This window comes from Virgisporangium ochraceum (assembly GCF_016863655.1).
Lineage (GTDB): Bacteria > Actinomycetota > Actinomycetes > Mycobacteriales > Micromonosporaceae > Virgisporangium > Virgisporangium ochraceum.
This window is the reverse complement of record NZ_BOPH01000069.1, coordinates 49,854-74,552: the sequence shown is the minus strand read 5'-3', so window position 1 is coordinate 74,552 and position 24,699 is coordinate 49,854. Positions and strand designations below refer to the sequence as shown.

The following is a 24,699-nucleotide window of genomic DNA, read 5'->3' as shown; positions in this document are numbered from 1 at the left end:
AACGACGCTCTATCCAGTGTGCAATTCCGCCCCGGAACCGCACTGGATAGAGCGTCGTTTATGTCGAAGCCGGGTCGGCCTCACGCCCGGGGCAGGAGGCACGTGACCCGGGTGCCCTCGCCGCCGGAGGCGGCCCAGATGCGCCCGCCGTGGCGCTCGACGATCGACTTGGTGATCGCGAGCCCCAGGCCGGTGCCCTGGGCCGCCCGCTCCTGTGACCGGGTCGAGCGGAAGAACCGCTCGAACACGCTGTCGACCTCGTCGGTGGGGATGCCCATCCCCGTGTCGGAGACGACCAGGCGGGCGTAGCCGTCCTCGTCGTCGACGGTGACGTGTACGTGGCCGCCGGGCGGGGTGAACTTCAACCCGTTGTCGACCAGGTTGATCAGCACCCGCTCCAGCTGCGCCTGGTCGCCCAGCACCACCAGGTGCTCGCTGAGCAGGTCGACGGACAGCTCGACGCCCCGGGTCGCGCGGACGGTGGTCAGCGCCTCCAGCGCACCGCCGACGATAGCCCGCACGTGCACCGGCCGTGCGTTGATCTTCACGGCGCCGGACTCGATGCGCGACAGCATCAGCAGGTCCTCGATGAGCGCCAGCAGCCGCCGCGCGTTGCGTTCCACGGCGGCGATCAGGCGGGCCTGCGGGCCGCTGAGCGCGCCGGCGTCGCCGTCGGCCAGCAGTTCGATGTTGCCGAGGATGCTCGTGAGCGGCGTGCGCAGCTCGTGGGAGACGGTCGCGACGAGGTCGCTGCGGAAGCGGTCGAGCTCGCGCAGCCGGTCGGCGGCGGCGGTCTCCCGCGCCAGGGCGGCCCGCATGGCCTCGGCGCCGCGGCGTTCGCGGGTCACGTCGCGGGCCACGCTCAGATAGCCGGTCACCTCGCCCAGGTCGTCGCGGATCTCGGTGGTGGTCAGCACAACCGGCACGTGCGTGCCGTCCTTGCGCACGTACGTCCACTCCTGCGGGCCGATCTCCTCGGCCGGGCGGAACAACGCGGCACCGGGCGCGACGTCCATCGCCGCCGCCCGCTCGGCGAGCTCGTCCGGGTGGTGCCACAGCAGCGGCGACACCCAGCCGACGACCTCCTCGGCGTCGTAGCCGAGCATGCGTTCCGCGCCGGCGTTGAATACGGTCACCACGCCGTCGGTTCCGGTCGCGACGATCGAGTTGTCGGTGGCGGCGGTCAGCACGTGCGCGAGCGTCCGCTCCGCCTCGCGCTGGTCGGTGACGTCGACGCCGGTGACCACCACGTGGTTCGTCGAGCCGAGCGCGCTCGCCCGCCACCCCAGCGAGTGCCGCCGCCCGTCGACGAACGTCCAGTGGTTGTCGAAGGTGAGCGGGAAGTCGGCGGCGGTGATGCGGGCGAACGCCGCGCGGACCGTGCGCACGTCGGTGGCCGCGTGCTCGGGCGGCGGAACGACCTCGAAGAACAGCTGGCCGCGCACGTCGGCGGCGCGCAGCCCGGTCTGCTCCTCGCAGCGGCGGTTGAACGCGACGATCCGGCCGTCGCCGTCGAGCACGATCAGCAGGAGGGCGCTCGCGTCGAGCACGGCCGCGGTGAAGTCGCGCTCGCGGCCGGCGGCGGCCCGGGCGGACGCCGACCGCAGCACCAGCCGGTGCGTTGTCCACGTGACGGCGCCGGCCGCGCACAGCCACAGCGCGGTGAGCCGCAGGCCGGCCGGGTCGTCGAGCACCGGGGGAAGAAGGATCAGGGCCGCGAGCGCGAGGCCGCCCGCCAGTTGCCGTGCGCCGTGGTGCAGCGCGAACCAGAACACGGGGACCAGGACCAGCGGGCCGTAGCCGCTCGCCGGCTCCGACGAGCCGTGGTGGAGCAGTCCGAGGATGGCCATCGCGGCCACGGCCGGCGCCGCTGACGCGTCCGCTGGCCACCGTCTCCACGGAAGGAGCGCGACCGCCGCGACCGCCGCCGCGGTGAGCGCCAGCGCGAGCAGCAGCGGCACCGTGCGGACCGCCGGCGGTACCGGAGCGAGCGCCAGCGCGACCGCGACCACCGCCCCGAACGGCGCGAGCCGCCGCCACCTTCCGGCGGAGTCGAGGGGCCGCGTCACCCCGTCAGTATTGCGTCGAATGCCCGTTCGGGAGGCCGAATGAGCTTCGCTTGGCGATGTCGGGGGCGCGAGCCGCAAGCGGCTCACGCCCCCGACATCGGCCCGCCCTTCAACAGCTCACTCAGGGCCTCGACGGCCGACTCGCTGGGCGAGGCGGCTTCGCGGTTGGCCCTCTGCAGCTCCAGGTACACCTCTTCGCGGTGCACCTGCACCGAGCGCGGCGCCTTGATACCCACGCGGACGACATCCCCCCGGACGTCGAGCACGGTGACGACGATGTCGTCGCCGATCATGATGCTCTCGCCTGGGCGGCGGGTCAGCACGAGCACTGGCGCTCCCCCTTCGGGTAATCACCCCGAAATGGGCGATAAGCGCAGACTACCCGATTCAAGCCGCAGGCATGAGGACCGCCCGGACCGGCCAGCTGCCGCCGAGCACCAGTTGGCAGGCCGTCCGGTTGGACTCGTTGACGATGATCGGCGCCATCAGGTTGGCCGTCGACGACCCGGCGGTGTCGCCGGCGGTCACCACGAGCAGGATCGCCAGCTTGTCGGCGTCCTTCTCGGTCGCGCCCATCGCGGCCAGCGACTCGTCGTCGATCTCCGGCTCGTAGTTGGTGAAGAACGGCGCCGGCGGGACCACGAGGAACCTCAGGTCAGGGTCGCTGACCGAGGTAAGGGCGTACAGCACACCCTCGTCGTGGACCCGCACCAGGACGAACTGGTTGTGGTCCGGGAAACCCGGCATCGGCGACACGAACTCGAGCACCGGGATCTCGAGGTCCTGACTGGCGGTCTCGGCCATTTCCGCGGCCTTCTCGGAACGGGTTTTGACGCTGGGCATGATCTGTCTCCTTAACGGAGGAACTCGACGAGACTGGGTTGGACCACACGTGCCCCGGCGGCGAGTGCCGCCTGGTACGCGGTCTGCTGGAGCTGAAGCTCGGTAATGGTCTGGGGCAGGTCGATGTCCTCCACGTCGCTCAGGGACTGGGTGACGTTCAGGGCCATGTCGTCGGCCGCCTGACGCATCCGTTCCAGCTGGTTTGTTCGTGCACCGACGGTGGACAGACCATTACGAATCGTAGCGGCTCGGGAGTCGAGCCGATCCAGTTCCACCTTCAGCGCGTCCGGGTCGTTCTCCAACTTGGTGGCGATCTCCGACAGGACGTTGAAGATCGAGTCGTTGCCGTCGCCGAACACGGCCCTACCGTCCACGTTCACCGCCACCTTGGTGTTGGTACCCACCGTGCGGAGCACCTGGACACTGTCTCCGGTGAACCCGCCCGCCTTCGGGAAGGCCTCCGTCGACGCTCCGGTGCCGCCGAACACCGGCCGGTTCAGGTAGGACGTGTTCGCCTCGCTGCGGATCGCCTCGCTGAGCTCACGGATCTCCGCGGCGAGGGCGTTGCGTGACTCCTGGCCGTTGCCCGCCGACATGCCCTGCAGCACCAGGCTGCGGGCCCGGGTGACCTTCTCGTCGACGCCCTGCAGGGCGCTGTCGGCGACGTTGAGCCACGCGATGCCGTCGTCGGCGTTGCGCTTGTACTGCTGCTGCTGAGCCAACGACGACCGGAGCTCCATCGACGAGACGGTGCCGCCCGGCGAGTCGGACGGCCGGTTGATCTGCTTGCCGCTCGACAGCCGCTGCTGCGTCTCGTTGAGCCGGTTGACGTTGTTCTGCAGGTTGGCAAGGACGTTCTTGGCGATCGAGCCGTGGGTCACCCGCATCCGTCATCACATCCTGTTGATCAGCGTGTCGAGCATCTCGTCGATCGTGGTGATCACCCGCGCCGCGGCCTGGTACCCACGCTCGAACTGGACGAGGTTGGTCATCTCCTCATCGAGGTTCACCCCCGACTCACCGGCCCGTTGGGCATCGACCTCGTTGACGATGCCGTTCTGGATCTCGACCCGGCGGTTCGTCGCCTGGGTCTGCACGCCGAGGTCCACGACCATCCGCTTGTAGCGCTGGTCCGGACCGTCCGGTTCCTTGGCCAGGTCGGCCATCCGGTCGGCGTTGGTGCCGTCCTTGGCGCCGGGTGCGGCGCCGTAGTCGGCGATGGCGAGGTCCTTGAGATCGCTGATCTCCATGCGGATGTTCGACGCGTTCACCGGGTCGGCCGAACCCGACCCGAAGTACGCGCCGCCGCGGACGCCGGCGTCGGTCTGCCCCTGCGCGTGCACCGTGTTCACGGTGTCGGCCAGGTCCTTGGCGACCTCGTCGAGCCGCTTGCTGTACGTCGGCAGCGTCGAGTTCAGCGTCTCCAGGGCGGCACCCAGCTTGCCCGCCGAGGTGGCGACCTTCGGGTTGTTCCCGTCGGCCCACCGCACCTCGACGAAACTGCCGAGCTTCGCGTCACCGATGTCGTGCGCGCCCGTCGGTTCCTGGAACTGGCGGCTGGTGCTGCCGAGCACGAGGAGCGAACCGCCCACCTGGACGTCGACGGACCCGTCGGGCCGGTCGTGCACGGTGCCGCCGGTGAGCTCGACCAGCTTCATGACCGCGAGGTCGCGCTTGTCGGCCAGGTCGTTCGCCGGCTGGCCGATGTTGCTGTTGGACACGACCGCCTGGTTGAGCTCGGCCACGGTCCGCGCGGTCGCGTTGACCTCGGTGACGAGCGCGTTCAGCTGTTCGTGGGCCGTGTTCCACACCGACTCCATCTGGCCGGAGGCGTTGCGGATGGTGTCGGCGACCACCGTCGACCGCACCACCAGCGCGGACCGCGCGGCCTGGTCGTCGGGCTTGTTCGCCACGTCGGCGAACGCGTTCCACATCTCGCCCAGCTGGGCCTGCAGCGCGTTCTCCCCGGGCTCGGCGAAGGCTGCCTCGATGCGGCCGAGGGTCTGCTGGGTGCCCTGCAGGTAGGCCTGCTGGCCGTGCTCGACGCGTCCGCGGCTCTCCAGGAACGCGTCGCGCAGGCGCTGGACGTTGTCGATCATCACGCCGTCGCCGACGGGCCTCGCCTGCGCGTGCACGCCGGGCACCGACGGTCCGCCGATCTCGGTCAGGTTGACGCGTTGACGGGTGTAGCCCTCGGTGTTGACGTTCGCGATGTTGTTGGCCGTCACCTCCATCGCGCGCTGGTTCGCGTGCAACGCGGTGAGTGACGCGGAAATGCCGCGGAAAGTGCTCATTCAGACCGCCTGGTCGAGAATCCGGGTCCGGGGGGCGGCGGCGACGGTCTCGCCGCGCGGGTTGTAGGTCTCCACCGAGCCGACGAAGGCGAGCATGGTCTCGCGCACCGCCCGTTGGCCCGAGGTCAACAGGTCCCTGTTGGTCTCGGCGATCGCATTGACCTCCGACGCGAGGGCCAGGAACGCCTTGCGGTGCTCGCGGAGGAGGTCTCCCCAGGGTGCGGGGGCGTGGTCGGCGAGCTGGCCGAGGCTGGCGTCGGGTCCGAGGCCGAGCTGGGCACCGATGACCTCGACCTCCGCGGCGCGCACGACCTCGGTGCGGCGGATCTGGTCGAGGACGACTTCCACCTCACGGGTCGCATGGGCCAACCACCGGCCCCGACCGCTCGCGAGGATCAGCTGCTCCTCCTCCAGCTTGAAGAGGAGCAGTTCGAGCATCTCCCGTTCCCGCCACAGGATGCTCGACAGGTCTGACAGGCCCACCTGCTGCCCCTTCCGTCAGCGCAACGCCTGGAGCGGTGCGTTGCCTCGCCATTCGTCGGTCATCCGCGGCACCTGAGGTTTTCGGTGCCAGCGCGAGACGACGGCAACTCGACTGCAACTGTCAGTGACCCTTCGGTGCACCCAGAGCGACAGACGCTCGTACCTGGCCAGCTTGACGGGCGGACACACCTCCGACCTCCGCCGCGCGGCTGCCGCAGTCCGAACAGCCACATCGCCTGCGAAGAGGTCGCCGTGAGTCTTTCCGCCGCACCCGCACCGATCGCCAAGCCCTCGGTCGACGAGCTCGTCCGCAGCCACCTGCCGCTGGTCGGGCACCTCGTCCGCGAGATGCTCAGCCGCCTCCCCTCCCACGTCAGCCGCGAGGACCTCGTCTCCGCCGGCATGGCGGCGCTGGCGACGGCCGCGCAGAACTTCGACGCCGGGCGCGGCATCCCGTTCGGCGGGTTCGCCACCACGCGCATCCGCGGCGCCCTGCTCGACGAGCTGCGCGGCCTCGACTGGGCCAGCCGCTCGGTGCGCAGCCGCGCCCGCAAGCTGGAGACCGCGCAGCAGCAGCTGACCGCGACGCTGGGCCGCACGCCCACTCCGGCCGAGCTGGCCGAGGCGATGGGCGTGGCGATCGACGAGATCAAGGCCGTCGACGAGGACGTGCAGCGCGCGGTGGTCCTGAGCCTGCAGGGCTTCGCCGCCGGCACCGCCGAGGACCTGGTGCCCGAGCGCACCGCCGGCCCCGAGGACCTGCTCGTGCACCGCGAGAAGGTCGGCTACCTGCACAACGCGATCGCCGCGCTGCCCGACCGGCTCCGCCGCGTCGTGGAGGCGTACTTCTTCCAGGAGCTGCCGATGGCCGACATCGCCGGCGAGCTCGGCGTCACCGAGTCACGGGTGTCGCAGCTGCGCGCCGAGGCGCTGATCCTGCTCCGCGACGGGCTGAACGCCCACCTGGACCCCGACCTCGTGTCCGGCCCCGACCGGCCGGGCGGCTGCGTGGCCCGCCGCCGCGAGGCCTACTACGCACAGATCACGGCGCACGGCGATCTGCGCAGCCGGCTCTCGTTCACCGACAGCCACGGCCTTCCCCTCACCCGCACCGCGTAGACCCGTTGCCTTTTAACGGTTGCTGACCGGTTGCGACCTGGTTTTCCCAATATTTCTCGGGAAAGTTCCCTAAGAACCGGGCCCGCGGGCCCGATGTGACAGTCGACCGGCCCCACGGATGGAGCCGGCGAAGAGAGCCTCTCAAGGAAGAAGGAACCCAATGGCCCTCCGTATCAACCAGAACATCGCTGCTCAGAACGCCTACCGGAACCTGTCCGTTTCCGACGGTCAGATGTCCAAGTCGCTCGAGAAGCTGTCGTCGGGTTTCCGGATCAACCGGGCGGCCGACGACGCCGCGGGCCTCGCGATCAGCGAGGGTCTGCGGAGCCAGGTCGGCGGTCTCAAGACCGCCGTCCGCAACGCCCAGGATGGTGTGAGCGTTGTGCAGACCGCTGAGGGTGCCCTCCAGGAGGTGCACAGCATTCTTCAGCGCGGTCGTGACCTGCAGGTGCAGGCCGCGAACGGCAGCAACAACCAGACCTCCCTGGACGGCATCAACTCGGAGCTCAACTCCCTCGCGGACGAGATCGAGGCGATCGGCACCCGTACGGACTTCAACGGCGTCAAGCTGCTCAACGGCTCGGCGAACCTGAAGTTCCAGGTGGGCGCCAACAGCAACGACCAGGTGTCGGTCGACCTGACCGGCGTCGACCTGGCCGGTGCCGCTGGCGCGCTGCGCACCGCCGCTGGTGCGAACACGGGTGGCGTCGGTGACACCACTCAGATCGACCTGATCAACACGGAGATCACCGACATCTCTGGGGCGCGCGCCAAGATGGGTGCGTCGCAGAACCGGCTCGAGCACACGATCAACTCGCTGTCGGTCGCGGTGGAGAACATGAGCGCATCCGAGAGCCGGATCCGGGACACCGACATGGCACAGGAGATGATGTCGTTCACGCGCAGCCAGATCCTGTCCCAGGCCGGTACCGCGATGCTGGCTCAGGCCAACCAGGCTCCGCAGAACGTTCTGCAGCTGCTCCGCTAATCCGAGCGGTAGCAACGACAGTCAGCGACGACAACTCAATACACAACTGAATGGGCGGGCGGTCGGCGACATCGCCGGCCGCCCGTTCTCATTGCCAGAACCACCCATGGAGGGGAGCCACCATGACGTCGAGCATCGACGGACTGGTCAGCGGCATGGACACGACCAACATGATCAACCAGCTCATGCAGGTCGAAGCCGTTCCCCAGAACCAGCTCAAGAACAAGATCTCCGTACAGAACAAGGCGGTCACGGCGTACCAGGGCGTCAACACGAAGCTCGCCGCGCTCGCCACCGCCGCGAAGGCGGTGGGTTCCGCCGAGACGTGGGGCGCGGCGAAGTCGACCTCCTCGTCGGACGCCGCGATCGTCACCGCGAAGGCCGGCACGCCGACCGGGTCGCTGAGCTTCACCATCGACTCCGTCGCCGCGACCCACACACAGACCTTCAAGGACGTCACCAAGGCCGTCGGCTCGACCACCGACGCGAACACCGCGCCCGTCATGACCGGCAGCTACATGAAGGTGCTGCTGAAGGACGGCAGCGAGGTCGACGTGACGCCGGAGAACGCGTCGCTGCAGTCGGTGGTCAACACCATCAACAACACCGCCAACGCCGCCTACAGGGCCGCCGCGGTGCAGATCGCCCCCGGCAAGTACACGCTGCAGCTCACCGCCACCGAGCCGGGCGCGGCGAGCGCGTTCGCCACCAAGGCCGCCGGCGGCGCCTACATGCCCGACGGCATCGACCTGCTCGGCGCCGTCAGCACCACCACCAAGGGCTCCGACGCGAAGCTGACCATCGGCGACGACGCCCTCACCGGCTACACGGTCACCTCGGCCAGCAACACGTTCAACGACGTGCTGCCCGGCATGTCCATCACGGTCACCAAGAAGCAGACCGACACCCCGGTCACCATCGGTGTCGCCAACGACGCGAACGCCGTCGCCGACAAGGTCGCCGCGTTCGTCGAGGCCACCCAGGCGGCACTGACCGAGATCAGGACCGCGACCGCGACGAAGACCGGCGGCAACGCCACCGCCGGCGCCCTGCCCGGTGACGCCGCGCTGCGCGGCCTCGGCCAGGAGATCCTCGGCGCGGTCGCCGGTGGCGCCGGCTCGCTCGGCAGCCTGTCGGCGGTGGGCGTCAACCTCGACAAGACCGGAACGCTGAGCTTCGACCGCGACAAGTTCCTCGCCGCGTTCGAGGCCGACCCGGCCAAGACGCAGGCCTACTTCGACAAGTACACCGAGAAGCCGCACGCCAAGGCGAACCCGAACGCGTTCGAACCCGGATGGGACACCGCCGAGGGGATCGCCCGCAAGCTCCAGACCATCAGCGTCACGGCGACCGAAGGCGTCCTCCTGCCCACCGACCCGACCGGAACCATCAAGCAGGGCACGCTGGGCGGCATCATCCAACGCCGCAACGAGACCATCAAGGGCCTCAACGACCAGGTGGCCGCCTGGGACACCCGGCTGGAACTGCGCAAGGAGAACCTCCAGCGCCAGTTCTCCAACCTGGAGGTCGCGCTGAGCAAGATGCAGCAGCAGTCCAGCTGGCTGGCCGGTCAGTTGGCGGGCCTCGGTTAACCACGAGACAGCAAGGGACAACATTCGATGACCGTTCCGAACCCGGCGATGCGCGAGCGCTATCTCGCCGACTCCATCGCCACCGCTCCCCCGGCCAAGCTCCTGGTGATGCTGTACGACCGGCTCGTGCTCGACCTCAACCGGGGCGAGGAGGCGCTGCGGGCCGGCGACCGGGTGACGGCGTCGAGCCACCTCATCCACGCACAGGACATCGTGCTGGAACTGCGCACGTCGCTGAAGCTCGACGCCTGGGAGGCGGCGAACGGCCTGGCGCAGCTCTACACGTTCGTGCTCACCGAGCTCATCCACGCCAACATGAACGGCGACATCAAGCGGGTGTCGGACTGCCGCGGGCTCATCGAGCCGCTGCGCGACAGCTGGCGGGAAGCCGCGATGTCGACGGCGGCGCCGGTAGCGGCCTCCTAGGCGAGCGATGGAGCGCCCCGGGAGCTGGCGGACCGCGTGGGTCGCGGCCCTCGACGCTCTGGACGCCGACGTGGCGCGGGTGGAGGCGCTGATCGCCGACGCGCAACGCGTCCGCGACCTGCCGCTGGCCGACCCGTGGACGCCGCCGCCCGGACTCGGGCCGCTGCCACTGGACCTCAAGCCGCGCGCCGACGCGATCCTGACCCGCCAGCTGAACGCCACCCGGGAGCTGGCCGTGGCGATCGCGGCGAACCGCAAGCAGGCGGCGTTCGCCGCGAAGGTGGAGCAGGGGTACGGAAAAGCACCACCGACGTATGTCGACCGCGCCATGTAGAAGCAACGGCCCCCCGGCACGAACCGGAGGGCCGTTTGCCGTTGCGGGCAGTGGAATCGGGCAGACCAAGGCCCGGCAACCAATTCGCACCCGGACGGAACCGACCGGGTGTCCGGTTCGGCGGAGGATACAACCGGTTGGCAACCGGAACGCACTCGGCACGCCGGGCGAATTTCCGATAGTGGTTGTTGAGAGCACGGATCGCTCGGCACCGGCCACGGACTGGCACCCTCCTCGCGAGAAGGAGTTCGTCCGTGCTCGACGACATCACATCGGTCACCGCGCACACGGCACTCAACGGCCTCGCCATGCGCCAGCGCGTCACCGCCGACAACATCGCGAACCTGGAGACCCCGGGATTCCTGGCGGGACGCGTCTCGTTCGAGGACAACCTCCGGGAAGCGGTGCGCGACGGCGAACCGGCCGCGACGAGGTTCCTGAACCAGCGCTCGCTGGAGCCCACGCGGGTCAACGGCAACAACGTCAACCTCGACCACGAGACGCTGACCCACATCGACACGAACCTGCGCTACCAGCTGATGCTGCGCGTGATCGACGGCAAGATCTCGACGCTGCGCACGGCGATGGGCAGTGGGGCATGAGCGAGCCCTGCGAGCGAATCATCAGCACAGTGCTTGGCGAATGCCTCGCGGAGCGCAGCGGAGCGACAGCATGAGTGGAATCTTCGGCGTTCTCGGGATCTCCGGTACCGGGCTCACGGTGCACCGGAAGTGGCTCGACGCGGTCAGCGACAACATCGCGAACATCAACAACGTCACCAGCACGAGCAACGACGCCTTCCAGGCGCGCTACATCATCGCCCGGGCCGTCGACTACGGCCGGGGCACCGAGGGCGCGGAGGTCGGCGGCGCGGTGTTCTCCGGCAGGACCCAGGGGAAGCTCGTCTACGAGCCCGACCACCCGCTCGCCGACGAGAACGGCAACGTGCGGTACCCGGACATCAACCTCGGTGACCAGATGGGCAACCTCATCATGGCGCAGCGCGGATACCAGGCGAACCTCGCGGTCGTCGACCGCGCGCGTGAGGCGTACCAGGCGGCACTGCAGCTCGGGAGGGCGTAGACCATGAGTATCGAACCGATCGGTCCCATCGGCGGGTTCGCCCCTATCAGCCCCATCGGCACCATGGGCGACATCGACGCCGCCGCCACCTCCACCGGCGGCCTGGACTTCGGCGCGCTCGTCTCGGGCGGCCTGGACAAGGTGCAGGCGATGCAGACGAAAGCCGACGGCCTCGCCATCGAGGCCGCCACCGGCCGTCTGCAGGACGTGCACAACTACCTGATCGCCGCCAACGAGGCCGGGCTCGCCGTGCAGCTGACGGTCGCCCTGCGCAACAAGGCCGTTGAGGCGTTCAACGAGATCATGAGGTTGCAGGCGTGAAAGGCCGGTTGGCCGCCGCTCTGCGGAGTGTCACGGGCAAGTTCGGCTCGTTCACGCCGGGGCAGAAGGCCGTCTCGATCGTCGCGGTCATCGCGATCGTGGTCGGTGGCTACTTCTTCGCCACGTGGGTGTCGAAGCCGACCTACGCGCCGCTGTACTCGAACCTCGCTGGCGCCGACGCCGCGGCCATCGTGGAGCAGCTCGACGCCGAGGGCGTGCCGTACGAGCTGACCGACGGCGGCAACACGATCCTGGTGCCCAAGGAGCAGGTCTACTCCCTGCGGCTGACCATGAGCGGCCAGGGCCTGCCGGCCGACACGTCGAACGGCGGCTACTCGATCCTCGACAACCAGAACGTGATGACGAGCGAGTTCATGCAACAGGTCGGCTACCGCCGCGCGATGGAGGGCGAGCTCGCCAACAGCATCAAGTCGATCGACGGCGTGACCGCCGCGACCGTGCACCTCGCGATCCCGCAGAAGGACGTGTTCACCGACGACCAGCAGAAGCCGACCGCCTCGGTGCTCGTCGCCACCGGTGCGGGCAAACAGCTCACGGAGGACCAGGTCCAGGCCGTCGTGCACCTGGTGTCGTCGAGCATCGAGGGGCTGGAACCCGGCGCGGTGACGGTCGTCGGCGCCGACGGCCGCGTGCTGTCGGCGCCGGGCGGGTCCGGTTCCGCCGGCGGCAGCACCGACTCGCGGGCGCGCGCGACCTCCGACTTCGAGTCGCGCATGAACGCGTCGGTGCAGCGGATGCTCGACCAGGCCCTGGGTGCCGGCAACGCGGTCGTGCAGATCAGCGCGGACCTCGACTTCGACAACACCGAGACCAAGAGCCGCAAGTACTCGGCCACCCCGAACATGCCGCCGGTCGCGGAGAGCACCAAGACCGAGAAGTACTCCAACGGCACGGGCGGCGCTCCGGTCGGTGGCGTGCTGGGCCCGGACAACGTCCAGGTACCGGTGAACGCCGACGGCACGGGTGCCAGCGGCGGTGGTTCGTACGAGCAGAGCGAGGCGACCCGCAACAACGCGGTCGACGTCACCGACGAGGTGCGGCGGTCGGCGCCCGGCGCGGTCAAGAAGCTCTCGGTCGCGGTGATGATCAACAGTGACGCGGTGCAGGGCGCCAACGAGGCACAGCTGCAGCAGCTGATCTCCTCGGCCGTCGGCCTGGACCCGACGCGGGGCGACACGATCGCGGTGAGCGCGTTGACGTTCGACACCAGCGGCGCCGAGGCCGCCCAGCGGCAGCTCGACCAGGCGAAGGCGGCCGACAAGAACGCGGCGCTCCTGTCGATGGTCAAGACCGGTGCCACGGTGCTCGGCGTGGTGCTGCTGATCCTGATCGCGCTGATCGGCAACCGCCGCCGCAACAAGAAGCTGAAGAAGATGCTGCAGGCCGAGATCGAGCGGTTCGAGGCCGAGCAGGCCGAGCTCGAGTCCCGTCAGATGGCCGCGCTCGCGGCCGGCACCGGCGCCGCCGGCGCCCTGACGGCCGGGCCGGCCGAGCCCGACGCCGAGCAACTGGCCCGGGCCGAGCGGTCCCGCGAGATCACGGCGCTCGTCGAGCGCCAGCCCGACGAGGTGGCCACGCTGCTGCGCAGCTGGTTGGCCGACCGGCGCGGCTGAACACCACCTGAAGACCTGAGCACGGAGAGGGGGACCGATGGCCGACGAGATGAGCGGGCTGCGTAAAGCGGCGGTGCTACTTGTTCAGATGGGCAAGGAAAACGCGGCCAAGGTGCTCGGGGAGATGCGCGACGCGGAGGTCGAGGAGCTCACCGCCGAGATCGTGCGCACGGGGTTCGTCGACGCCGACGCGATCGACAGCGTGGTCGACGAGTTCCACACGATGATGCTCGTGCAGCGGCACGTGGCGCAGGGCGGCATGGACTTCGCCCGCGAGATGCTGGTGCAGTCGATGGGCAAGGACAAGGCCGGCGAGATGGTCGACCGGCTCGCCGCGGTGTTCCGCGACCTGCCGTTCGCGTTCCTGGAGAAGGCCGACTCGCGGCAGCTGCTGTCGTTCGTGCAGGACGAGCACCCGCAGACGGTCGCGCTGGTGCTGGCGCACATGACCGCGTCGCAGGCGTCGCAGGTCCTCTCGGGCCTCGCGCCGGACCTGCAGGCCGACGTGGCCAACCGGATCGCGATGATGGACCGCACCTCGCCGGACATCGTGCGCCAGGTCGAGGCGACGCTGGAGCGCAAGCTCAGCTCCGTGCTGCAGCCGGCGGACCTGTCGAGCGTCGGCGGTCTGCAGCCGCTCGTCGACATCATCAACCGCTCCGACCGGGCGACCGAGCGGATGATCCTGGAGGGGCTCAGCGAGCGCAACCCCGAGCTCGCCGAGCTGGTACGGGCGCAGATGTTCGTGTTCGAGGACATCATCACGCTCGACGACCGCGCCATCCAGCTCGTGCTGCGGCAGGTCGAGAGCGGCGACCTCGCCGTCGCCCTCAAGGGTGTGCGCGAGGACGTGCGCCTGAAGGTCATGAAGAACATGTCGGAACGGGCGGCGGAGAACCTGTCCGAGGAGATCGAGCTGCTCGGCCCGCAGCGGCTCAAGACCGTCGAGGATGCCCAGGCCAAGATCGTCCAGAGCATCCGGGCGCTCGAGGAGTCGGGCCAGATCATGATCACACGGGGTGACGATGACGAGATGGTCGCCTGACGCCCGCAGCCACCGGGCGGTCGGCACGACGGGACTGGTACGCGACGCCGCGGCGCAGACCGCGCGGAGCGTCCGGTTCGACGCGGGCTTCGCGCAGCACGCCGCGCTGCCCGAGGACGTCGCCGCGCGGCTGCGCGCGGAGGCACAGGCCGCCGGCTACGCGGCCGGGTGGGCCGAGGGCCGCCAGGCGGCGGAGCTGGCGGCCCGGGAGGCGCGCGAGGCGTTCGCCGCCGAGGCGGCCGAGATCACCTTCGCGCAGGAGGAGAGCGCCCGGCGGGTGCTGGGTGCCCTCGCCGCGGCCGTCGACCGGTTCGAGCAACGCGCCACGCCGGCGGTCGAGGACCTCCAGGTGGAGCTGGTCGAGGCGGCGTTCGCGTTGGCCGAGGCCATCATCGGGCGCGAGCTCGCCACGGCCACCGAGCCGGGGCGCGACGCGATCGCGCGTGCTCTCGCGCTCGCGCCACCCGGGCGCGGGGCCGTCGCCCGGCTGAGCCCGACCGACGCGGCCACGCTGTCCGGCACCGCTACCGTCGACGGCCGCGAGATCCTGGTGGTCGCCGATCCGGCGCTGGCGCCCGGTGACGCGGTCGTCGAGTGCGACGCCAGCACCATCGAGTCCCGGGTGGCCGCCGCTGTCGAGCGCGCCCGCCAGGCACTGGAGATCGCGTGAGACTCCTCGACGTCATGCGGCCGGCGCTGCGGGTCGCCGCCCCCGAGGTCTTCGGACAGGTGACCTCGGTCGTCGGTCTGTCGGTGAGCGTCGGCGGCATCCGCGCCGCGGTCGGTGACCTCGTGGTCATCGACGAGCGGGTGCCGGCGGAGGTCGTCTCGATCGACGACGAGCAGCTCGCCTGCCTGCCCCTCGGCCCGCTGTCGGGCATCTCGGCCGGCGCGCGGGTGCGCAACACCGGCGGCCCGCTGCAGGTTCCGGTCGGCGACAGCCTGCGCGGGCGCATCCTCGACGGCCTCGGCCAGCCGATGGACGGCCGGCCGCTGCCGCCCGGTCTGCACTACGTGACGGTCGAGAACGTGCCGCCGAACGCGTTGGAGCGCAAGCTCGTCAACGAGCCGCTGCCGCTGGGCGTGCGGGCGCTCGACACGCTGATCCCGTGCGGCCGCGGGCAGCGCATGGGCATCTTCGCCGGCTCAGGCGTCGGCAAGTCCAGCCTCATGTCGATGATCACCCGGGGTACCGAGGCCGAGATCACCGTGGTGTGCCTGGTCGGTGAGCGCGGCCGCGAGGTACGCGAGTTCCTCGAGCACGACCTCGGCGCCGAGGGACTGGCGAAGGCCGTCGTGGTGATCGCGACGTCCGACCAGCCGCCGCTCGTGCGCCTGCGGGCCTGCTTCGTGGCGACCCGCATCGCGGAGTTCTTCCGCGACCACGGCAGGGACGTGCTGCTGCTGATGGACAGTCTCACCCGGGCCGCCATGGCCCAACGCGAGGTCGGGCTGTCGGCCGGCGAACCACCGGCGACGCGCGGCTACCCGCCCTCGACGTTCGCGATGCTCCCCCGCCTGCTGGAGCGTGCCGGACCCGGCGCGGTCGGCAGCATCACCGGCCTCTACACGGTGCTCGTCGAGGGCGACGAGCACAACGAGCCGATCGCCGACGCCGCACGGTCCATCCTGGACGGTCATATCGTGCTCGACCGGCGGCTGGCCACCTCGGGCCACTTCCCGAGCATCGACGTGCTGGAGTCGGTGTCGCGTGTGTCCGGCGCTGTCACCACTCCCGCGCAGCGGGCCGCCGCCACCGAGCTGCGGCGCCTGATGGCGGCCGGCCGCGAGGTGAAGGAGCTCGTCGAGATCGGCGCCTACGTTCCCGGCACCAACCCGCTCGCCGACCGCGGGCGTGCGCTGGAACCGAGCATCAACGGGTTCCTGCGCCAGGACATGACCGACCAGACCAGCGCGCACGACGCCTGGGTCGCGCTCGCCCACCTGCTCGCGGAAGGAGCAGCCTGATGGCCCTGTTCAAGTTCGCCGGCGTCCTACGCGCCCGCGTCGCACAGGAGAACGCCGCCAAGGCGGAGGTGGCCCGGTCGCGGTTCACCGCGAACGCCGCGATGGCCGAGGTGCACCGCCAGTCGGCGACCCTCGACCAGGCGGAGAAGGCCGACTACAGCACCGCCAACGCGCTCGCCGTGGCGATGGCCACCCGGCAGGCGATGGCGGCCGAGCTCGCGTTCGCGGTGGGTCAGGCCGAGGAGGCCGAGGTCATCGTCGAGAACCGCAAGGCCGATCTCGCCGCGGCGGCCCGCCAGCGCAAGGCGATGGAGAAGCTCGCCGAGCGGCACGCCGTCACCCGCCGCCACCGGGCGGAGGTGGCCGAGCGGGCCGAGGTCGACGACATCACCAACGCCCGCTACACGCAGAGCCAGCGCAACCAGCGGAAGGACCGCCACTAGACATGGGTGTCTCGGATGTGATGAGCCGCATCGCGCAGCTGCAGGGCCAGCTCGCGGTCACCCGGAAGCCGGCGACGGCGTCGGGCGAACAGTTCGCGGCGACGCTGCAGTCCACAATGGAGGGTGACCGCGCGGAGAAGGCCGTCAGCCGCGCCATCGGCGCCGCCGCTGTGCCGGTCGCAGTGGGCGCCCGCCCGGCGAACCTCGTCGCCGCCACCGGCCTGAGCGGTGCGGTGTCGGGGATCCCGTACGCCGATCTGTTCAACGCCGCCGGCGCGAAGTACGGCATCTCGCCGCGGCTGCTCGCCGCGGTCGCGAAGGTCGAGTCGAACTACGACCAGCGCGCGGTCAGCCCCGCGGGCGCGCAGGGCCTGATGCAGATCATGCCGTCGACCGCTCGTGGCGCCGGTGTCGACGCGTTCGACCCGGCGCAGGCCGTCGACGGCGCGGCCCGCATCCTCAAGGCGAACCTCAAGGAGTTCGGATCCCTCGAACTCGCGCTCGCCGCCTACAACGCCGGCGGCGGCGCGGTGCGCAAGCACGGGGGCATCCCGCCGTACGCGGAGACGCAGGCGTACGTGCCCAAGGTCAAGGCGGCGCTCGCCGCACTCGGAGGCTGACCCATGTCGATGCCGATCACCTTCGCGGCGCCCGCCGCACCGGTCTCCCCCGCCGCCGCGGGCGCGTCGGAGGCCACCGACTCGGGCTCGCTCTTCGGCTCCGTCCTCAGTGGACTGTCGAGCGGCGCCGACGGCTCCCACGACAGCGACGCCACCGAGGAGTCGCTGGAGGCGATGGCCGCGGCCACCGCGGCGCCGTTCGGTGGCGCGCTGCTCGTCGGGCTCAATCTCCCGATCGGAGACGCGCGAGCGCTCCCCCCGGCGACGGAGTCCACCGGTACGGCCGCCCCGTACGTGCCGGCCACGCCGACAGGCGGCACCGTGGTGCCGACGACGCTTCCGGGCAACCTCCTGCCCCTGCCGGCCGCGGGCCAGCCGACCATGTTCACGGTTCCCGGCCAACCCGCCGGTGCCCAGGGAACGCTGCCCGCCGGCGCGGCACCACCGCCCACCGCGGCGGCCGCACCGTCCACTGTGGTGGCACCGGTGCCCGGCGCCGGTACACCGTCCACACCGGGCCCGGTCACCGCCCCCGCGCCGACCGCCGTTCCGCTGGCCTCCGCTGTGCCCGCCACCGTGCCCGCCACCGTGCCCGCCGCCGTGCCCGCCGCCGTGGCCGCCGCACCGGCCGCGCAGGCCGCGGGAGCCGCCGCCGCGGCCGGGCTCACCGGCGCACTCGCCGGCTCCGTGGCGGGAACCACCGCTTCCGGCGTACCGGTGCCCGGCGCTCCGGGCGTCGCGGCGCCGGAACCGGTCAGCCGTACGGCCGGGGTGCCGGGGTCCGCGACGTCCACAGTGGACGCGGGTGTTCCGGGCGGGTCCACCGCGGAGACGGCGGTGCGCCAGGGAACGGCGTTCGCCGACACCGCACCGGGGCAGGACCACGGCGACGGTCAGCTCACCCGCGGTCCCGAGCAGGCGTGGATCCCGACGCTGGCCGCGGCCCGCGCGGACAGCGCCGCACCGACCACCTCGGCGGCACCGGCTCCGGCGCCCACCCCGGACCTGCCGCCGGCGGCACAGCTCGCGTTGCGGCTGGCGCCGTTGCGGGCCGGACCCGACGGCACCCACCAGCTCACGATCCTGTTGAACCCGGAGGAGCTGGGGCCGGTGAGCGTGACGGCGACCGTCAAGGGCGACCAGCTCTCGGTTCAGCTCACCGGAGCCACCGACGTCGGCCGCGACGCGCTGCGTGCCGCCCTGCCGCAGCTCGAACGCGACCTGCGCGACGGCGGCTTCGCCACGCTGACCCTCAACGTACGCGAGGCGCCGCAATCCGACCCGCTGCGGCCGGCCTGGGCGCAGAGCGCCGCGCAGGCGGTGCCGGGCACCGCGCCCGGCACCGCACCGGCGACCGGGCCGGGAGCCGCGGCGGCAACCGCCGCGCAACCCGTACAGGCCACCCAGCCCGCGCCGCACCACACGGCGCAACCGGCACAGGCGACCGCACCGACCGCACCGGCCTCACCGGTCACCGCCACTGCAACCAACTACGCAACCGACGGGACCGCGACGACAACCGCGGGCGCCAAGACTGACGGTCAGCCGATCGGACAGGTGGTGCAACCGGACGGCACCGGCCCGATCCGGCGGGACGACGCCACCGGGCAGTACAGTCCGGCCGTCGCCGCGGCGGCGCAGTCGTCCACCGCGCAGTTCGGCGGCGGACAGCAGTCGTCGCAACAGCCGTCACAGCAGTCGTCACAGCAGTCGACCCAGCTGGCGTTCGGGCAGCCGGGCGGTCAACCCGGGCAGCAGCAGCCGCACCACCCGGGCCTCGCCGGGCAGCACCAGCAGCACGGTGGACATCAACCGGACACCGACCCCGGAACCGCGCGGCCGACCGGCCACAGCGGTCCCGGCGAACCCGATCCGCGGGCCGCCGAACACCGCACCGCCGCCGACCGGGCGGCGACCCGTTCGGTGGACCTCCAGGTCTGACCCACCCGACTGGAAGGAGACGCGATGAGCTCGCCGATCTCTGGATCGACCGAACTGCCGCCGACCGTGCCGACGATCCCGGCGACGCCCGGCACCGAGCCGAAGCCGGACCCGAACGCGAAGTCGAAGACCCAGATGGACAAGGACCTGTTCCTGAAGCTGCTCGTGGCGCAGCTGAAGTTCCAGGACCCGTCCAAGCCCACCGACACGTCGCAGTTTCTCTCCCAGACGGCGCAGTTCACGATGGTCGAGAAGCTCGAGGAAGTCACCAAGCAGCAGCAGGAAATGATCACCGCGCAGCTGATGACCAGCGCGACGGGCCTGATCGGCAAGACCGTGACCTACACCGGCATCGACGGCAAGGAAGCCACCGGCGTGGTCACCGCCACCACCATCGGCAGCAACCCGCACCTCAAGGTCGGGAACACGGATGTTGCGCTGTCCTCGGTCAAGGAAGTCAAGAACCCACCGGCCGCCAGCGGGAACCCCGCGGCCAAGTAGCACCCCTTGAACGCTCTGCTTTTTCACGAAAGGCAACATCCGACATGCTGCGTTCACTCTTCACCGGCATCAGCGGTCTGCGCACGCACCAGCAGATGATGGACGTCACCGCGAACAACATCGCGAACGTCAACACCACCGGTTTCAAGTCGTCGTCGGCCATCTTCCAGGACACGTTGAGCCAGATGGTCACCGGCGCCGGCGCGCCGCAGGCCGGCAACGGCGGTACGAACCCGTCGCAGATCGGCCTCGGTGTGCAGCTGTCGGCCGTCACCACGAACTTCACCCAGGGCTCGACGCAGGTGACCGGCCGCAGCACCGACATGATGATCAACGGTGACGGCTTCTTCGTCGTCGACAACAAGGGCGAGCAGATGTACACCCGCGCGGGCGCGTTCTCGTTCGACGCCGACGGCCGCCTGGTGAACCCGCAGGGCATGGTGATGCAGGGCTGGGGCACGAACGCGGCCGGCTTGGTCGACACCAAGTCGGTGCCCGGCGACGTGACGCTGCCGATCAGCACGCTGCGCCCGCCGCGGGAGACCGACAGCACGATCTTCGCCGGCAACCTGCCGAAGAACGCGGCCGACGGCACCGAGATCACCACGTCGGTCAAGATCTACGACCAGGCCGGTGCCGAGAAGACGCTGTCGGTCACGTTCACCAAGGACGCGGCCCCGGCGACCACGTGGCAGGTGTCGGCGACCGACACGGCCACCCCGCCGAACACGGTGACCGGCTCGGTGGACCTCGGCGCCAACGGCGCCAACGCGCACAACACCGTGCTCACCATGCCCATCGCAGACTCCGGCAACAGCATCACCATCGACCTGACCAGGGTGACCGGCTTCGCCGGCCAGAACACCGTCGCGCCGCAGCAGCAGAACGGCTCCGGGATGGGTTCGCTGTCCTCGTTCAGCATCTCCAAGGACGGCCTGCTGGTGGGTGTGTTCTCCAACGGCCAGAAGCAGACGCTGGCGCAGCTCGCGATGGCGAACTTCAACAACCCGCCGGGCCTGGAGAAGGCCGGCGAGTCGGTGTACCGCGCGTCGGTCAACTCCGGTGAGGCCCAGCTCGGCACCGCCGGCAGCGGCGGCCGCGGCTTCCTGCAGGGCCAGGCGCTGGAGATGTCCAATGTGGACCTGGGACAGGAGTTCACCAACCTGGTCGTGTCCCAGCGCGGTTTCCAGGCCAACTCCAAGGTGATCACGACCGCGGACGAATTGCTCCAAGAGCTCGTGAACATGAAGCGATAACCCGCCGATAAGAGGACACGAGAGGCCGCCCGGACGTGATTGGGACGGAAGAAGGACAACCGTGATACTCCTGACCCGCCTGGGCGGCCCCGTATTCGCCCTCAACCCCGACCTGGTCGAGCGGTGCGACTGCACGCCCGACACGGTCATCACGCTCGTCGACGGCAAGAAGTACCTCGTCGCCGAGTCGCTGCCGGAGGTCATCAGCCTCATCCGGCAGTACCGCGCCACGGTGATCGCCGACGCGCAGCACATGGCCGGCGACCCGTCGCTGGCGGCGCACAACCCGCCGCAGTCCGCGGCACGCCCCCGCCCCGCCGCCGACGGCGGCGAACAACCCACCACCGACGCTGAGCCGACCAATGTCGTCCAGCTGCACCCCAGGGAGCGTTGATGGATCCGGCCAGCATCATCGGCATCGTCGCGGCGTTCGGCGCCGTCTTCACGCTGCTGATCCTCGAAGGTGGCAGCATCGGCGAGATCCTGCTGCCCGCGCCGCTGATCCTCGTGTTCGGCGGCACGCTCGGCGTCGCCCTCGCCGGCGGTCTGCTCAAGGACATGACCGGCATGTTCGCCTCCCTGAAGGGTGCGCTGCTGACCAAGATCCAGCCGCCGGACGCCCTGCTCGACGACATCGTCAAGCTGGCCGAGAAGGCGCGCCGCGAGGGTCTGCTGGCACTCGAGGACGGCATGAAGGACGTCGAGAACGAGTTCCTGCGCAAGGGACTCCAGCTCGCGGTCGACGGCACCGACCAGGACGAGCTGCAGGACATCCTGGAGGCCGAGGTCGAGGCGAAGCGCAAGCAGGACAAGGTGAACGCGAAGATCCTCGCCGACATGGGCGCGTACGCGCCGACGGTCGGCATCGTGGGTACCACGCTGGGTCTGATCAACGCGCTGTCCAAGCTCGACCAGCCGGAGCTGCTCGGTCACCTCATCGCCGCGGCGTTCGTCGCGACGCTGTGGGGTCTGCTCTCGGCGAACCTCATGTGGCTGCCGTTGTCGGCGAAGGTCAAGCGCCTGTCGGAGTACGAGGCCACCCAGATGGAGCTCGTCATCGCCGGCATCGTGAACATCCAGTCGGGCGCGAACCCGCGCCTGGTCGGCCAGAAGCTGCGCAGCATGCTGCCCCCCGGCACCGCGCCCGCTGAGGACAAGAAGGCCGCGTGAGCGCTGTAGCGGAGCGGAAGCGCTCACGCGGCGCTCCTGTGCGGGATTTCGGCGGGAGGGCTTAAGCATGTCGGGTGGGCACGGCAAGGGGAAGCGGCACAAGAAGCATCCCCCGCACGAGGAACATGAGAACCACGAGCGCTGGCTGGTCAGCTACGCCGACATGATGACGCTGCTGATGGTGCTGTTCATCGTGCTGTTCGCGATGAGCCAGGTCGACGCCGACAAGTTCGTGAAGCTGAAGGCCGGTCTCGCGGCCGGCTTCGGTGCCGAGAACGTGGCTCTCGAAGGGCGCGGCAGCCAGCTCCAGGAGGCGGAGCCCGACTCCCAGCCGTTCGATCCCGGCTCCAAGGTCGGCCAGCCCGTCGACCCGGCGGAGGCCGCCGCGGAGGACGAGGAGCTGAAGAAGGTGATCGCCGACGCCGACCGCGCCAAGCAGAGCCAGATGGCGCAGCGCGCCGAGACCGAGGCCGACAAGCTCCAGGAGATCCAGAAGAAGCTCACCGCCGAGCTGGAGGCCAAGGGCCTGGCGAACAACGTGCGGTTCACCATCGACGAGCGGGGCCTGGTGGTCACGATCGTCACCAGCTCGGTGATCTTCGGCGGCGACAGCGCGGAGCTGCAGGCCGGCGGCCGCGGCATCCTCGACTCGATCGGGCCCACCATCGCCGCCCTGCCGAACAAGATCCAGGTGGACGGGCACACGAACCAGCTTCCGGTGCAGACGCGGAACTACCCGAGCGGCTGGGAGCTGTCGTCGGCCCGTGCCTCCAGCGTGGTGCGGTACCTCATCGACCGGTTCGGCCTCCCCGCGATCCGGATGAGCGCCGCCGGCTACGCCGACACCCGGCCGCTGCTGGACCCGGGCGACCCGCAGGCCGCCACCGTCAACCGCCGGGTCGAGGTCGTCGTGATGTCGTCCCTGCCGCCCAACGAGGCCGCCCTGCTCCCCAGCGCCGCCGGCGACCCTGACTAACCACGGAGGACACGTTTCATGGCCAAGGACAAGGCGGCGGCCCCTGCCGACGGCGAAGCGCCGAAGAAGAGCAAGAAGATGCTCATCATCATCATCGCCGCGGTGGTCCTGCTCGGCGGTGGCGGTGCCGGCGCGTACTTCATGTTCTTCAAGAGCAGCGGCGAGAAGGAGGAGGTCGTCTACGAGCCGGGTGCGGTGGTCGCCCTGGACTCCATCACGATCAACCTCGACGACGGGCACTTCCTCAAGGTCAGCATCGCCCTGCAGGTGACCGCCGACGCCGCGCACGAGCCCGACGGCAGCCAGGCCCTGGACCTCATGATCACCCAGTTCAGCAACAAGTCGGTCGCCGAGCTGTCGACGAACGAGGGGCGCGAGGCGCAGAAGAAGGAGCTGGTGGAGAAGATCAAGAAGGCGTATCACGAGGAGGTCTACGACATCTACTTCACCGAGTTTGTGATGCAATGACCCGGTTGCCGGGTTAGTGAGCTATTTTGTCGGATGATGAGATACATCCGGTGTGACGCGCGGCTCCGGTGGCTCCCCTGAGGCCACCGGAGTCCGGCGTGTCGGGGCCAGCCCCGTGCGAAGGGCATCCGGACGGACTTTTCTTAACCCGGCAAATGGGCTGCCGATGGGCCGACTGTGAGCAATTCGGCGCCTAAGACCGGCACCCGGTCGGCCGGGCGGGGCAACCGGCGCGCCAAGTCCGCCGGGCCGGAGAAGTACGACTTCCGGCGCCCGACGAAGCTCGCACGGGAGCACGTCCGCACGCTCCAGGTCGCCTACGAGACGTTCGCGCGGCAGTACACCACTCTGCTCACGAGTACCCTGCGCGCCGTCTCACAGGTCAGCCTCCTGTCCATCGAGCAGGTCACCTACGACGAGTACATCGCCAGCCTCAACAACCCGACGTGCATGTTCATGATCGAGATGGAGCCGCTGCCCGGAGTCACCATCTTCGAGTTCTCCCTCACCACCGCGCTGGCATGGGTCGACCACATGCTCGGCGGTCCCGGCGGGAAACAGCCCCAACGACCACTGACCGACATCGAGGTCCCTCTGGTGAACAGCATGCTCGACCGGGTGTTCGGCGAACTCAGGTTCGCGTTCGAGCACATCGTCGAGCTGAGCGCGCCGAAGATCGTGGGGCTGGAGTACAACCCGCAGTTCGCGCAGAACGCCGCCGCGTCCGACGCGATGATCGTCACCTCGTTCGAGATGAAGGTGGGCAGCCAGGAGTGCGTCGCGACCATCTGCATGCCGTTCGCGTCGATCTTTCCGAAGCTCCGGCCCGACTCCGACGGCGTGGAGCTCACCGACGCGCAACGGCAGGCCCGCGACGCCGCCCTCCGGGCGATGACCGCGGGGCTGGGCAGCGCACCGGTGGAGGTCTCGGTGCGCTTCAACTCGGTGCTGATGACACCGCGCGACCTGGTGACGCTGCGCCCCGGCGACATCGTGCCGCTGGAGCACCCCGTCACCTCGCCGTTGGCGGTCACCTCCCACGGGGTCACGTTCGCGCACGCCGTCGCCGGTAGCTCGGGTAACCGCCTGGCCTGTCTCGTGGTCCCGCCGCCGAAGGAGGACTGA

Annotated in this window: 28 protein-coding genes; 22 read left to right on the top strand and 6 right to left on the bottom strand. The window is 70.1% G+C overall.

Features of this window, described 5'->3' with window-relative positions:
* Positions 1-80: 80 nt before the first annotated feature.
* The 6 genes from Voc01_RS24115 to Voc01_RS24090 all read right to left on the bottom strand — a co-directional run bounded on the left by Voc01_RS24115 (position 81) and on the right by Voc01_RS24090 (position 5,689).
* On the bottom strand, positions 81-2,069 hold the full coding sequence (locus Voc01_RS24115; protein WP_203929798.1) for a PAS domain-containing sensor histidine kinase: 1,989 nt from the start codon (positions 2,067-2,069) through the stop codon (positions 81-83).
* 83 nt (positions 2,070-2,152) lie between these two features.
* A complete protein-coding gene (gene csrA, locus Voc01_RS54150; protein ID WP_203929797.1) occupies positions 2,153-2,398 on the bottom strand; it encodes a carbon storage regulator CsrA in 246 nt (81 codons plus the stop codon).
* 58 nt (positions 2,399-2,456) lie between these two features.
* Positions 2,457-2,912 (bottom strand): flagellar assembly protein FliW, encoded by a 456-nt coding sequence (gene fliW, locus Voc01_RS24105; protein ID WP_239160450.1) that lies wholly within the window; start codon positions 2,910-2,912, stop codon positions 2,457-2,459.
* An 11-nt stretch (positions 2,913-2,923) separates the two neighbouring features.
* Entirely contained in the window at positions 2,924-3,799 is an 876-nt protein-coding gene (flgL, locus tag Voc01_RS24100; RefSeq protein WP_203929796.1) for a flagellar hook-associated protein FlgL, read from the bottom strand.
* A gap of 6 nt (positions 3,800-3,805) precedes the next feature.
* The gene (flgK, locus tag Voc01_RS24095) at positions 3,806-5,206 is read right to left on the bottom strand and encodes a flagellar hook-associated protein FlgK (RefSeq protein ID WP_203929795.1); all 1,401 of its coding nucleotides are present in this window, start codon (positions 5,204-5,206) and stop codon (positions 3,806-3,808) included.
* Positions 5,207-5,689 carry a flagellar protein FlgN gene (locus Voc01_RS24090; RefSeq protein WP_203929794.1) on the bottom strand — a complete coding sequence of 161 codons (483 nt, stop codon included), beginning with the start codon at positions 5,687-5,689 and terminating at the stop codon, positions 5,207-5,209.
* A gap of 252 nt (positions 5,690-5,941) precedes the next feature.
* On the opposite strand from Voc01_RS24090, the gene Voc01_RS24085 reads away from it, so the two are divergent.
* The 22 genes from Voc01_RS24085 to Voc01_RS23980 all read left to right on the top strand — a co-directional run bounded on the left by Voc01_RS24085 (position 5,942) and on the right by Voc01_RS23980 (position 24,699).
* On the top strand, positions 5,942-6,808 hold the full coding sequence (locus Voc01_RS24085; RefSeq protein ID WP_239160449.1) for a sigma-70 family RNA polymerase sigma factor: 867 nt from the start codon (positions 5,942-5,944) through the stop codon (positions 6,806-6,808).
* A 118-nt stretch (positions 6,809-6,926) separates the two neighbouring features.
* Positions 6,927-7,796, top strand: a complete 870-nt coding sequence (locus Voc01_RS24080) for a flagellin N-terminal helical domain-containing protein (RefSeq protein ID WP_239160448.1) — start codon at positions 6,927-6,929, stop codon at positions 7,794-7,796.
* A gap of 122 nt (positions 7,797-7,918) precedes the next feature.
* A complete protein-coding gene (gene fliD, locus Voc01_RS54145) occupies positions 7,919-9,388 on the top strand; it encodes a flagellar filament capping protein FliD (RefSeq protein WP_203929793.1) in 1,470 nt (489 codons plus the stop codon).
* A gap of 27 nt (positions 9,389-9,415) precedes the next feature.
* On the top strand, positions 9,416-9,814 hold the full coding sequence (fliS, locus tag Voc01_RS24070; protein WP_203929792.1) for a flagellar export chaperone FliS: 399 nt from the start codon (positions 9,416-9,418) through the stop codon (positions 9,812-9,814).
* A gap of 7 nt (positions 9,815-9,821) precedes the next feature.
* Positions 9,822-10,148: a hypothetical protein gene (locus Voc01_RS24065; protein ID WP_203929791.1), complete on the top strand. Its 327-nt coding sequence runs from the start codon at positions 9,822-9,824 to the stop codon at positions 10,146-10,148.
* Between the two features lie 254 nt (positions 10,149-10,402).
* Positions 10,403-10,750 carry a flagellar basal body rod protein FlgB gene (locus Voc01_RS24060; protein ID WP_203929790.1) on the top strand — a complete coding sequence of 116 codons (348 nt, stop codon included), beginning with the start codon at positions 10,403-10,405 and terminating at the stop codon, positions 10,748-10,750.
* A 70-nt stretch (positions 10,751-10,820) separates the two neighbouring features.
* Positions 10,821-11,231 (top strand): flagellar basal body rod protein FlgC, encoded by a 411-nt coding sequence (locus Voc01_RS24055; RefSeq protein WP_203929789.1) that lies wholly within the window; start codon positions 10,821-10,823, stop codon positions 11,229-11,231.
* A 63-nt stretch (positions 11,232-11,294) separates the two neighbouring features.
* The gene (gene fliE, locus Voc01_RS24050) at positions 11,295-11,552 is read left to right on the top strand and encodes a flagellar hook-basal body complex protein FliE (RefSeq protein ID WP_239160447.1); all 258 of its coding nucleotides are present in this window, start codon (positions 11,295-11,297) and stop codon (positions 11,550-11,552) included.
* Positions 11,549-13,186, top strand: a complete 1,638-nt coding sequence (gene fliF / locus Voc01_RS24045) for a flagellar basal-body MS-ring/collar protein FliF (RefSeq protein ID WP_203929787.1) — start codon at positions 11,549-11,551, stop codon at positions 13,184-13,186. The genes fliE and fliF overlap by 4 nt, the downstream gene beginning before the upstream one ends.
* A gap of 37 nt (positions 13,187-13,223) precedes the next feature.
* Positions 13,224-14,231: a flagellar motor switch protein FliG gene (gene fliG / locus Voc01_RS24040; RefSeq protein WP_239160446.1), complete on the top strand. Its 1,008-nt coding sequence runs from the start codon at positions 13,224-13,226 to the stop codon at positions 14,229-14,231.
* On the top strand, positions 14,212-14,901 hold the full coding sequence (locus Voc01_RS24035; protein ID WP_203929786.1) for a FliH/SctL family protein: 690 nt from the start codon (positions 14,212-14,214) through the stop codon (positions 14,899-14,901). Before fliG ends, Voc01_RS24035 begins: the two co-directional genes overlap by 20 nt.
* Entirely contained in the window at positions 14,898-16,199 is a 1,302-nt protein-coding gene (locus Voc01_RS24030) for a FliI/YscN family ATPase (RefSeq protein ID WP_239160445.1), read from the top strand. The genes Voc01_RS24035 and Voc01_RS24030 overlap by 4 nt, the downstream gene beginning before the upstream one ends.
* Positions 16,199-16,642 (top strand): hypothetical protein, encoded by a 444-nt coding sequence (locus Voc01_RS24025; protein ID WP_203929785.1) that lies wholly within the window; start codon positions 16,199-16,201, stop codon positions 16,640-16,642. The genes Voc01_RS24030 and Voc01_RS24025 overlap by 1 nt, the downstream gene beginning before the upstream one ends.
* Before the next feature lie 2 nt (positions 16,643-16,644).
* Entirely contained in the window at positions 16,645-17,262 is a 618-nt protein-coding gene (locus tag Voc01_RS24020; protein ID WP_203929784.1) for a lytic transglycosylase domain-containing protein, read from the top strand.
* A 3-nt stretch (positions 17,263-17,265) separates the two neighbouring features.
* Entirely contained in the window at positions 17,266-19,203 is a 1,938-nt protein-coding gene (locus tag Voc01_RS24015; RefSeq protein ID WP_203929783.1) for a flagellar hook-length control protein FliK, read from the top strand.
* 24 nt (positions 19,204-19,227) lie between these two features.
* On the top strand, positions 19,228-19,704 hold the full coding sequence (locus Voc01_RS24010; RefSeq protein ID WP_203929782.1) for a flagellar hook assembly protein FlgD: 477 nt from the start codon (positions 19,228-19,230) through the stop codon (positions 19,702-19,704).
* A gap of 44 nt (positions 19,705-19,748) precedes the next feature.
* Positions 19,749-20,960 (top strand): flagellar hook protein FlgE, encoded by a 1,212-nt coding sequence (locus Voc01_RS24005; protein ID WP_203929781.1) that lies wholly within the window; start codon positions 19,749-19,751, stop codon positions 20,958-20,960.
* A 61-nt stretch (positions 20,961-21,021) separates the two neighbouring features.
* Positions 21,022-21,354, top strand: a complete 333-nt coding sequence (locus tag Voc01_RS24000) for a flagellar FlbD family protein (RefSeq protein ID WP_203929780.1) — start codon at positions 21,022-21,024, stop codon at positions 21,352-21,354.
* Positions 21,354-22,130, top strand: a complete 777-nt coding sequence (locus Voc01_RS23995; protein ID WP_203929779.1) for a motility protein A — start codon at positions 21,354-21,356, stop codon at positions 22,128-22,130. Before Voc01_RS24000 ends, Voc01_RS23995 begins: the two co-directional genes overlap by 1 nt.
* Before the next feature lie 67 nt (positions 22,131-22,197).
* The gene (locus Voc01_RS23990; protein ID WP_203929778.1) at positions 22,198-23,106 is read left to right on the top strand and encodes an OmpA/MotB family protein; all 909 of its coding nucleotides are present in this window, start codon (positions 22,198-22,200) and stop codon (positions 23,104-23,106) included.
* A gap of 18 nt (positions 23,107-23,124) precedes the next feature.
* Entirely contained in the window at positions 23,125-23,574 is a 450-nt protein-coding gene (locus Voc01_RS23985) for a flagellar basal body-associated FliL family protein (RefSeq protein WP_203929777.1), read from the top strand.
* 177 nt (positions 23,575-23,751) lie between these two features.
* Positions 23,752-24,699, top strand: coding sequence for a flagellar motor switch protein FliM (locus tag Voc01_RS23980; RefSeq protein WP_203929776.1), 948 nt, complete (start codon positions 23,752-23,754; stop codon positions 24,697-24,699).

Coding starts and splice junctions, on each gene's coding strand:
- Voc01_RS24015 (WP_203929783.1), top strand. CDS start 17,266: ATGTCGATGCCGATCACCTTCGCGGCGCCCGCCGCACCGGTCTCCCCC.
- Voc01_RS24035 (WP_203929786.1), top strand. CDS start 14,212: ATGACGAGATGGTCGCCTGACGCCCGCAGCCACCGGGCGGTCGGCACG.
- Voc01_RS24065 (WP_203929791.1), top strand. CDS start 9,822: ATGGAGCGCCCCGGGAGCTGGCGGACCGCGTGGGTCGCGGCCCTCGAC.
- Voc01_RS24080 (WP_239160448.1), top strand. CDS start 6,927: ATGGAGCCGGCGAAGAGAGCCTCTCAAGGAAGAAGGAACCCAATGGCC.
- Voc01_RS24025 (WP_203929785.1), top strand. CDS start 16,199: ATGGCCCTGTTCAAGTTCGCCGGCGTCCTACGCGCCCGCGTCGCACAG.
- Voc01_RS23990 (WP_203929778.1), top strand. CDS start 22,198: ATGTCGGGTGGGCACGGCAAGGGGAAGCGGCACAAGAAGCATCCCCCG.
- fliS (WP_203929792.1), top strand. CDS start 9,416: ATGACCGTTCCGAACCCGGCGATGCGCGAGCGCTATCTCGCCGACTCC.
- Voc01_RS24020 (WP_203929784.1), top strand. CDS start 16,645: ATGGGTGTCTCGGATGTGATGAGCCGCATCGCGCAGCTGCAGGGCCAG.
- flgK (WP_203929795.1), bottom strand. CDS start 5,206: ATGAGCACTTTCCGCGGCATTTCCGCGTCACTCACCGCGTTGCACGCG.
- fliE (WP_239160447.1), top strand. CDS start 11,295: ATGGGCGACATCGACGCCGCCGCCACCTCCACCGGCGGCCTGGACTTC.
- Voc01_RS24005 (WP_203929781.1), top strand. CDS start 19,749: ATGCTGCGTTCACTCTTCACCGGCATCAGCGGTCTGCGCACGCACCAG.
- Voc01_RS23985 (WP_203929777.1), top strand. CDS start 23,125: ATGGCCAAGGACAAGGCGGCGGCCCCTGCCGACGGCGAAGCGCCGAAG.
- Voc01_RS24010 (WP_203929782.1), top strand. CDS start 19,228: ATGAGCTCGCCGATCTCTGGATCGACCGAACTGCCGCCGACCGTGCCG.
- Voc01_RS23995 (WP_203929779.1), top strand. CDS start 21,354: ATGGATCCGGCCAGCATCATCGGCATCGTCGCGGCGTTCGGCGCCGTC.
- fliD (WP_203929793.1), top strand. CDS start 7,919: ATGACGTCGAGCATCGACGGACTGGTCAGCGGCATGGACACGACCAAC.
- fliG (WP_239160446.1), top strand. CDS start 13,224: ATGGCCGACGAGATGAGCGGGCTGCGTAAAGCGGCGGTGCTACTTGTT.
- fliW (WP_239160450.1), bottom strand. CDS start 2,912: ATGCCCAGCGTCAAAACCCGTTCCGAGAAGGCCGCGGAAATGGCCGAG.
- Voc01_RS24055 (WP_203929789.1), top strand. CDS start 10,821: ATGAGTGGAATCTTCGGCGTTCTCGGGATCTCCGGTACCGGGCTCACG.
- flgL (WP_203929796.1), bottom strand. CDS start 3,799: ATGCGGGTGACCCACGGCTCGATCGCCAAGAACGTCCTTGCCAACCTG.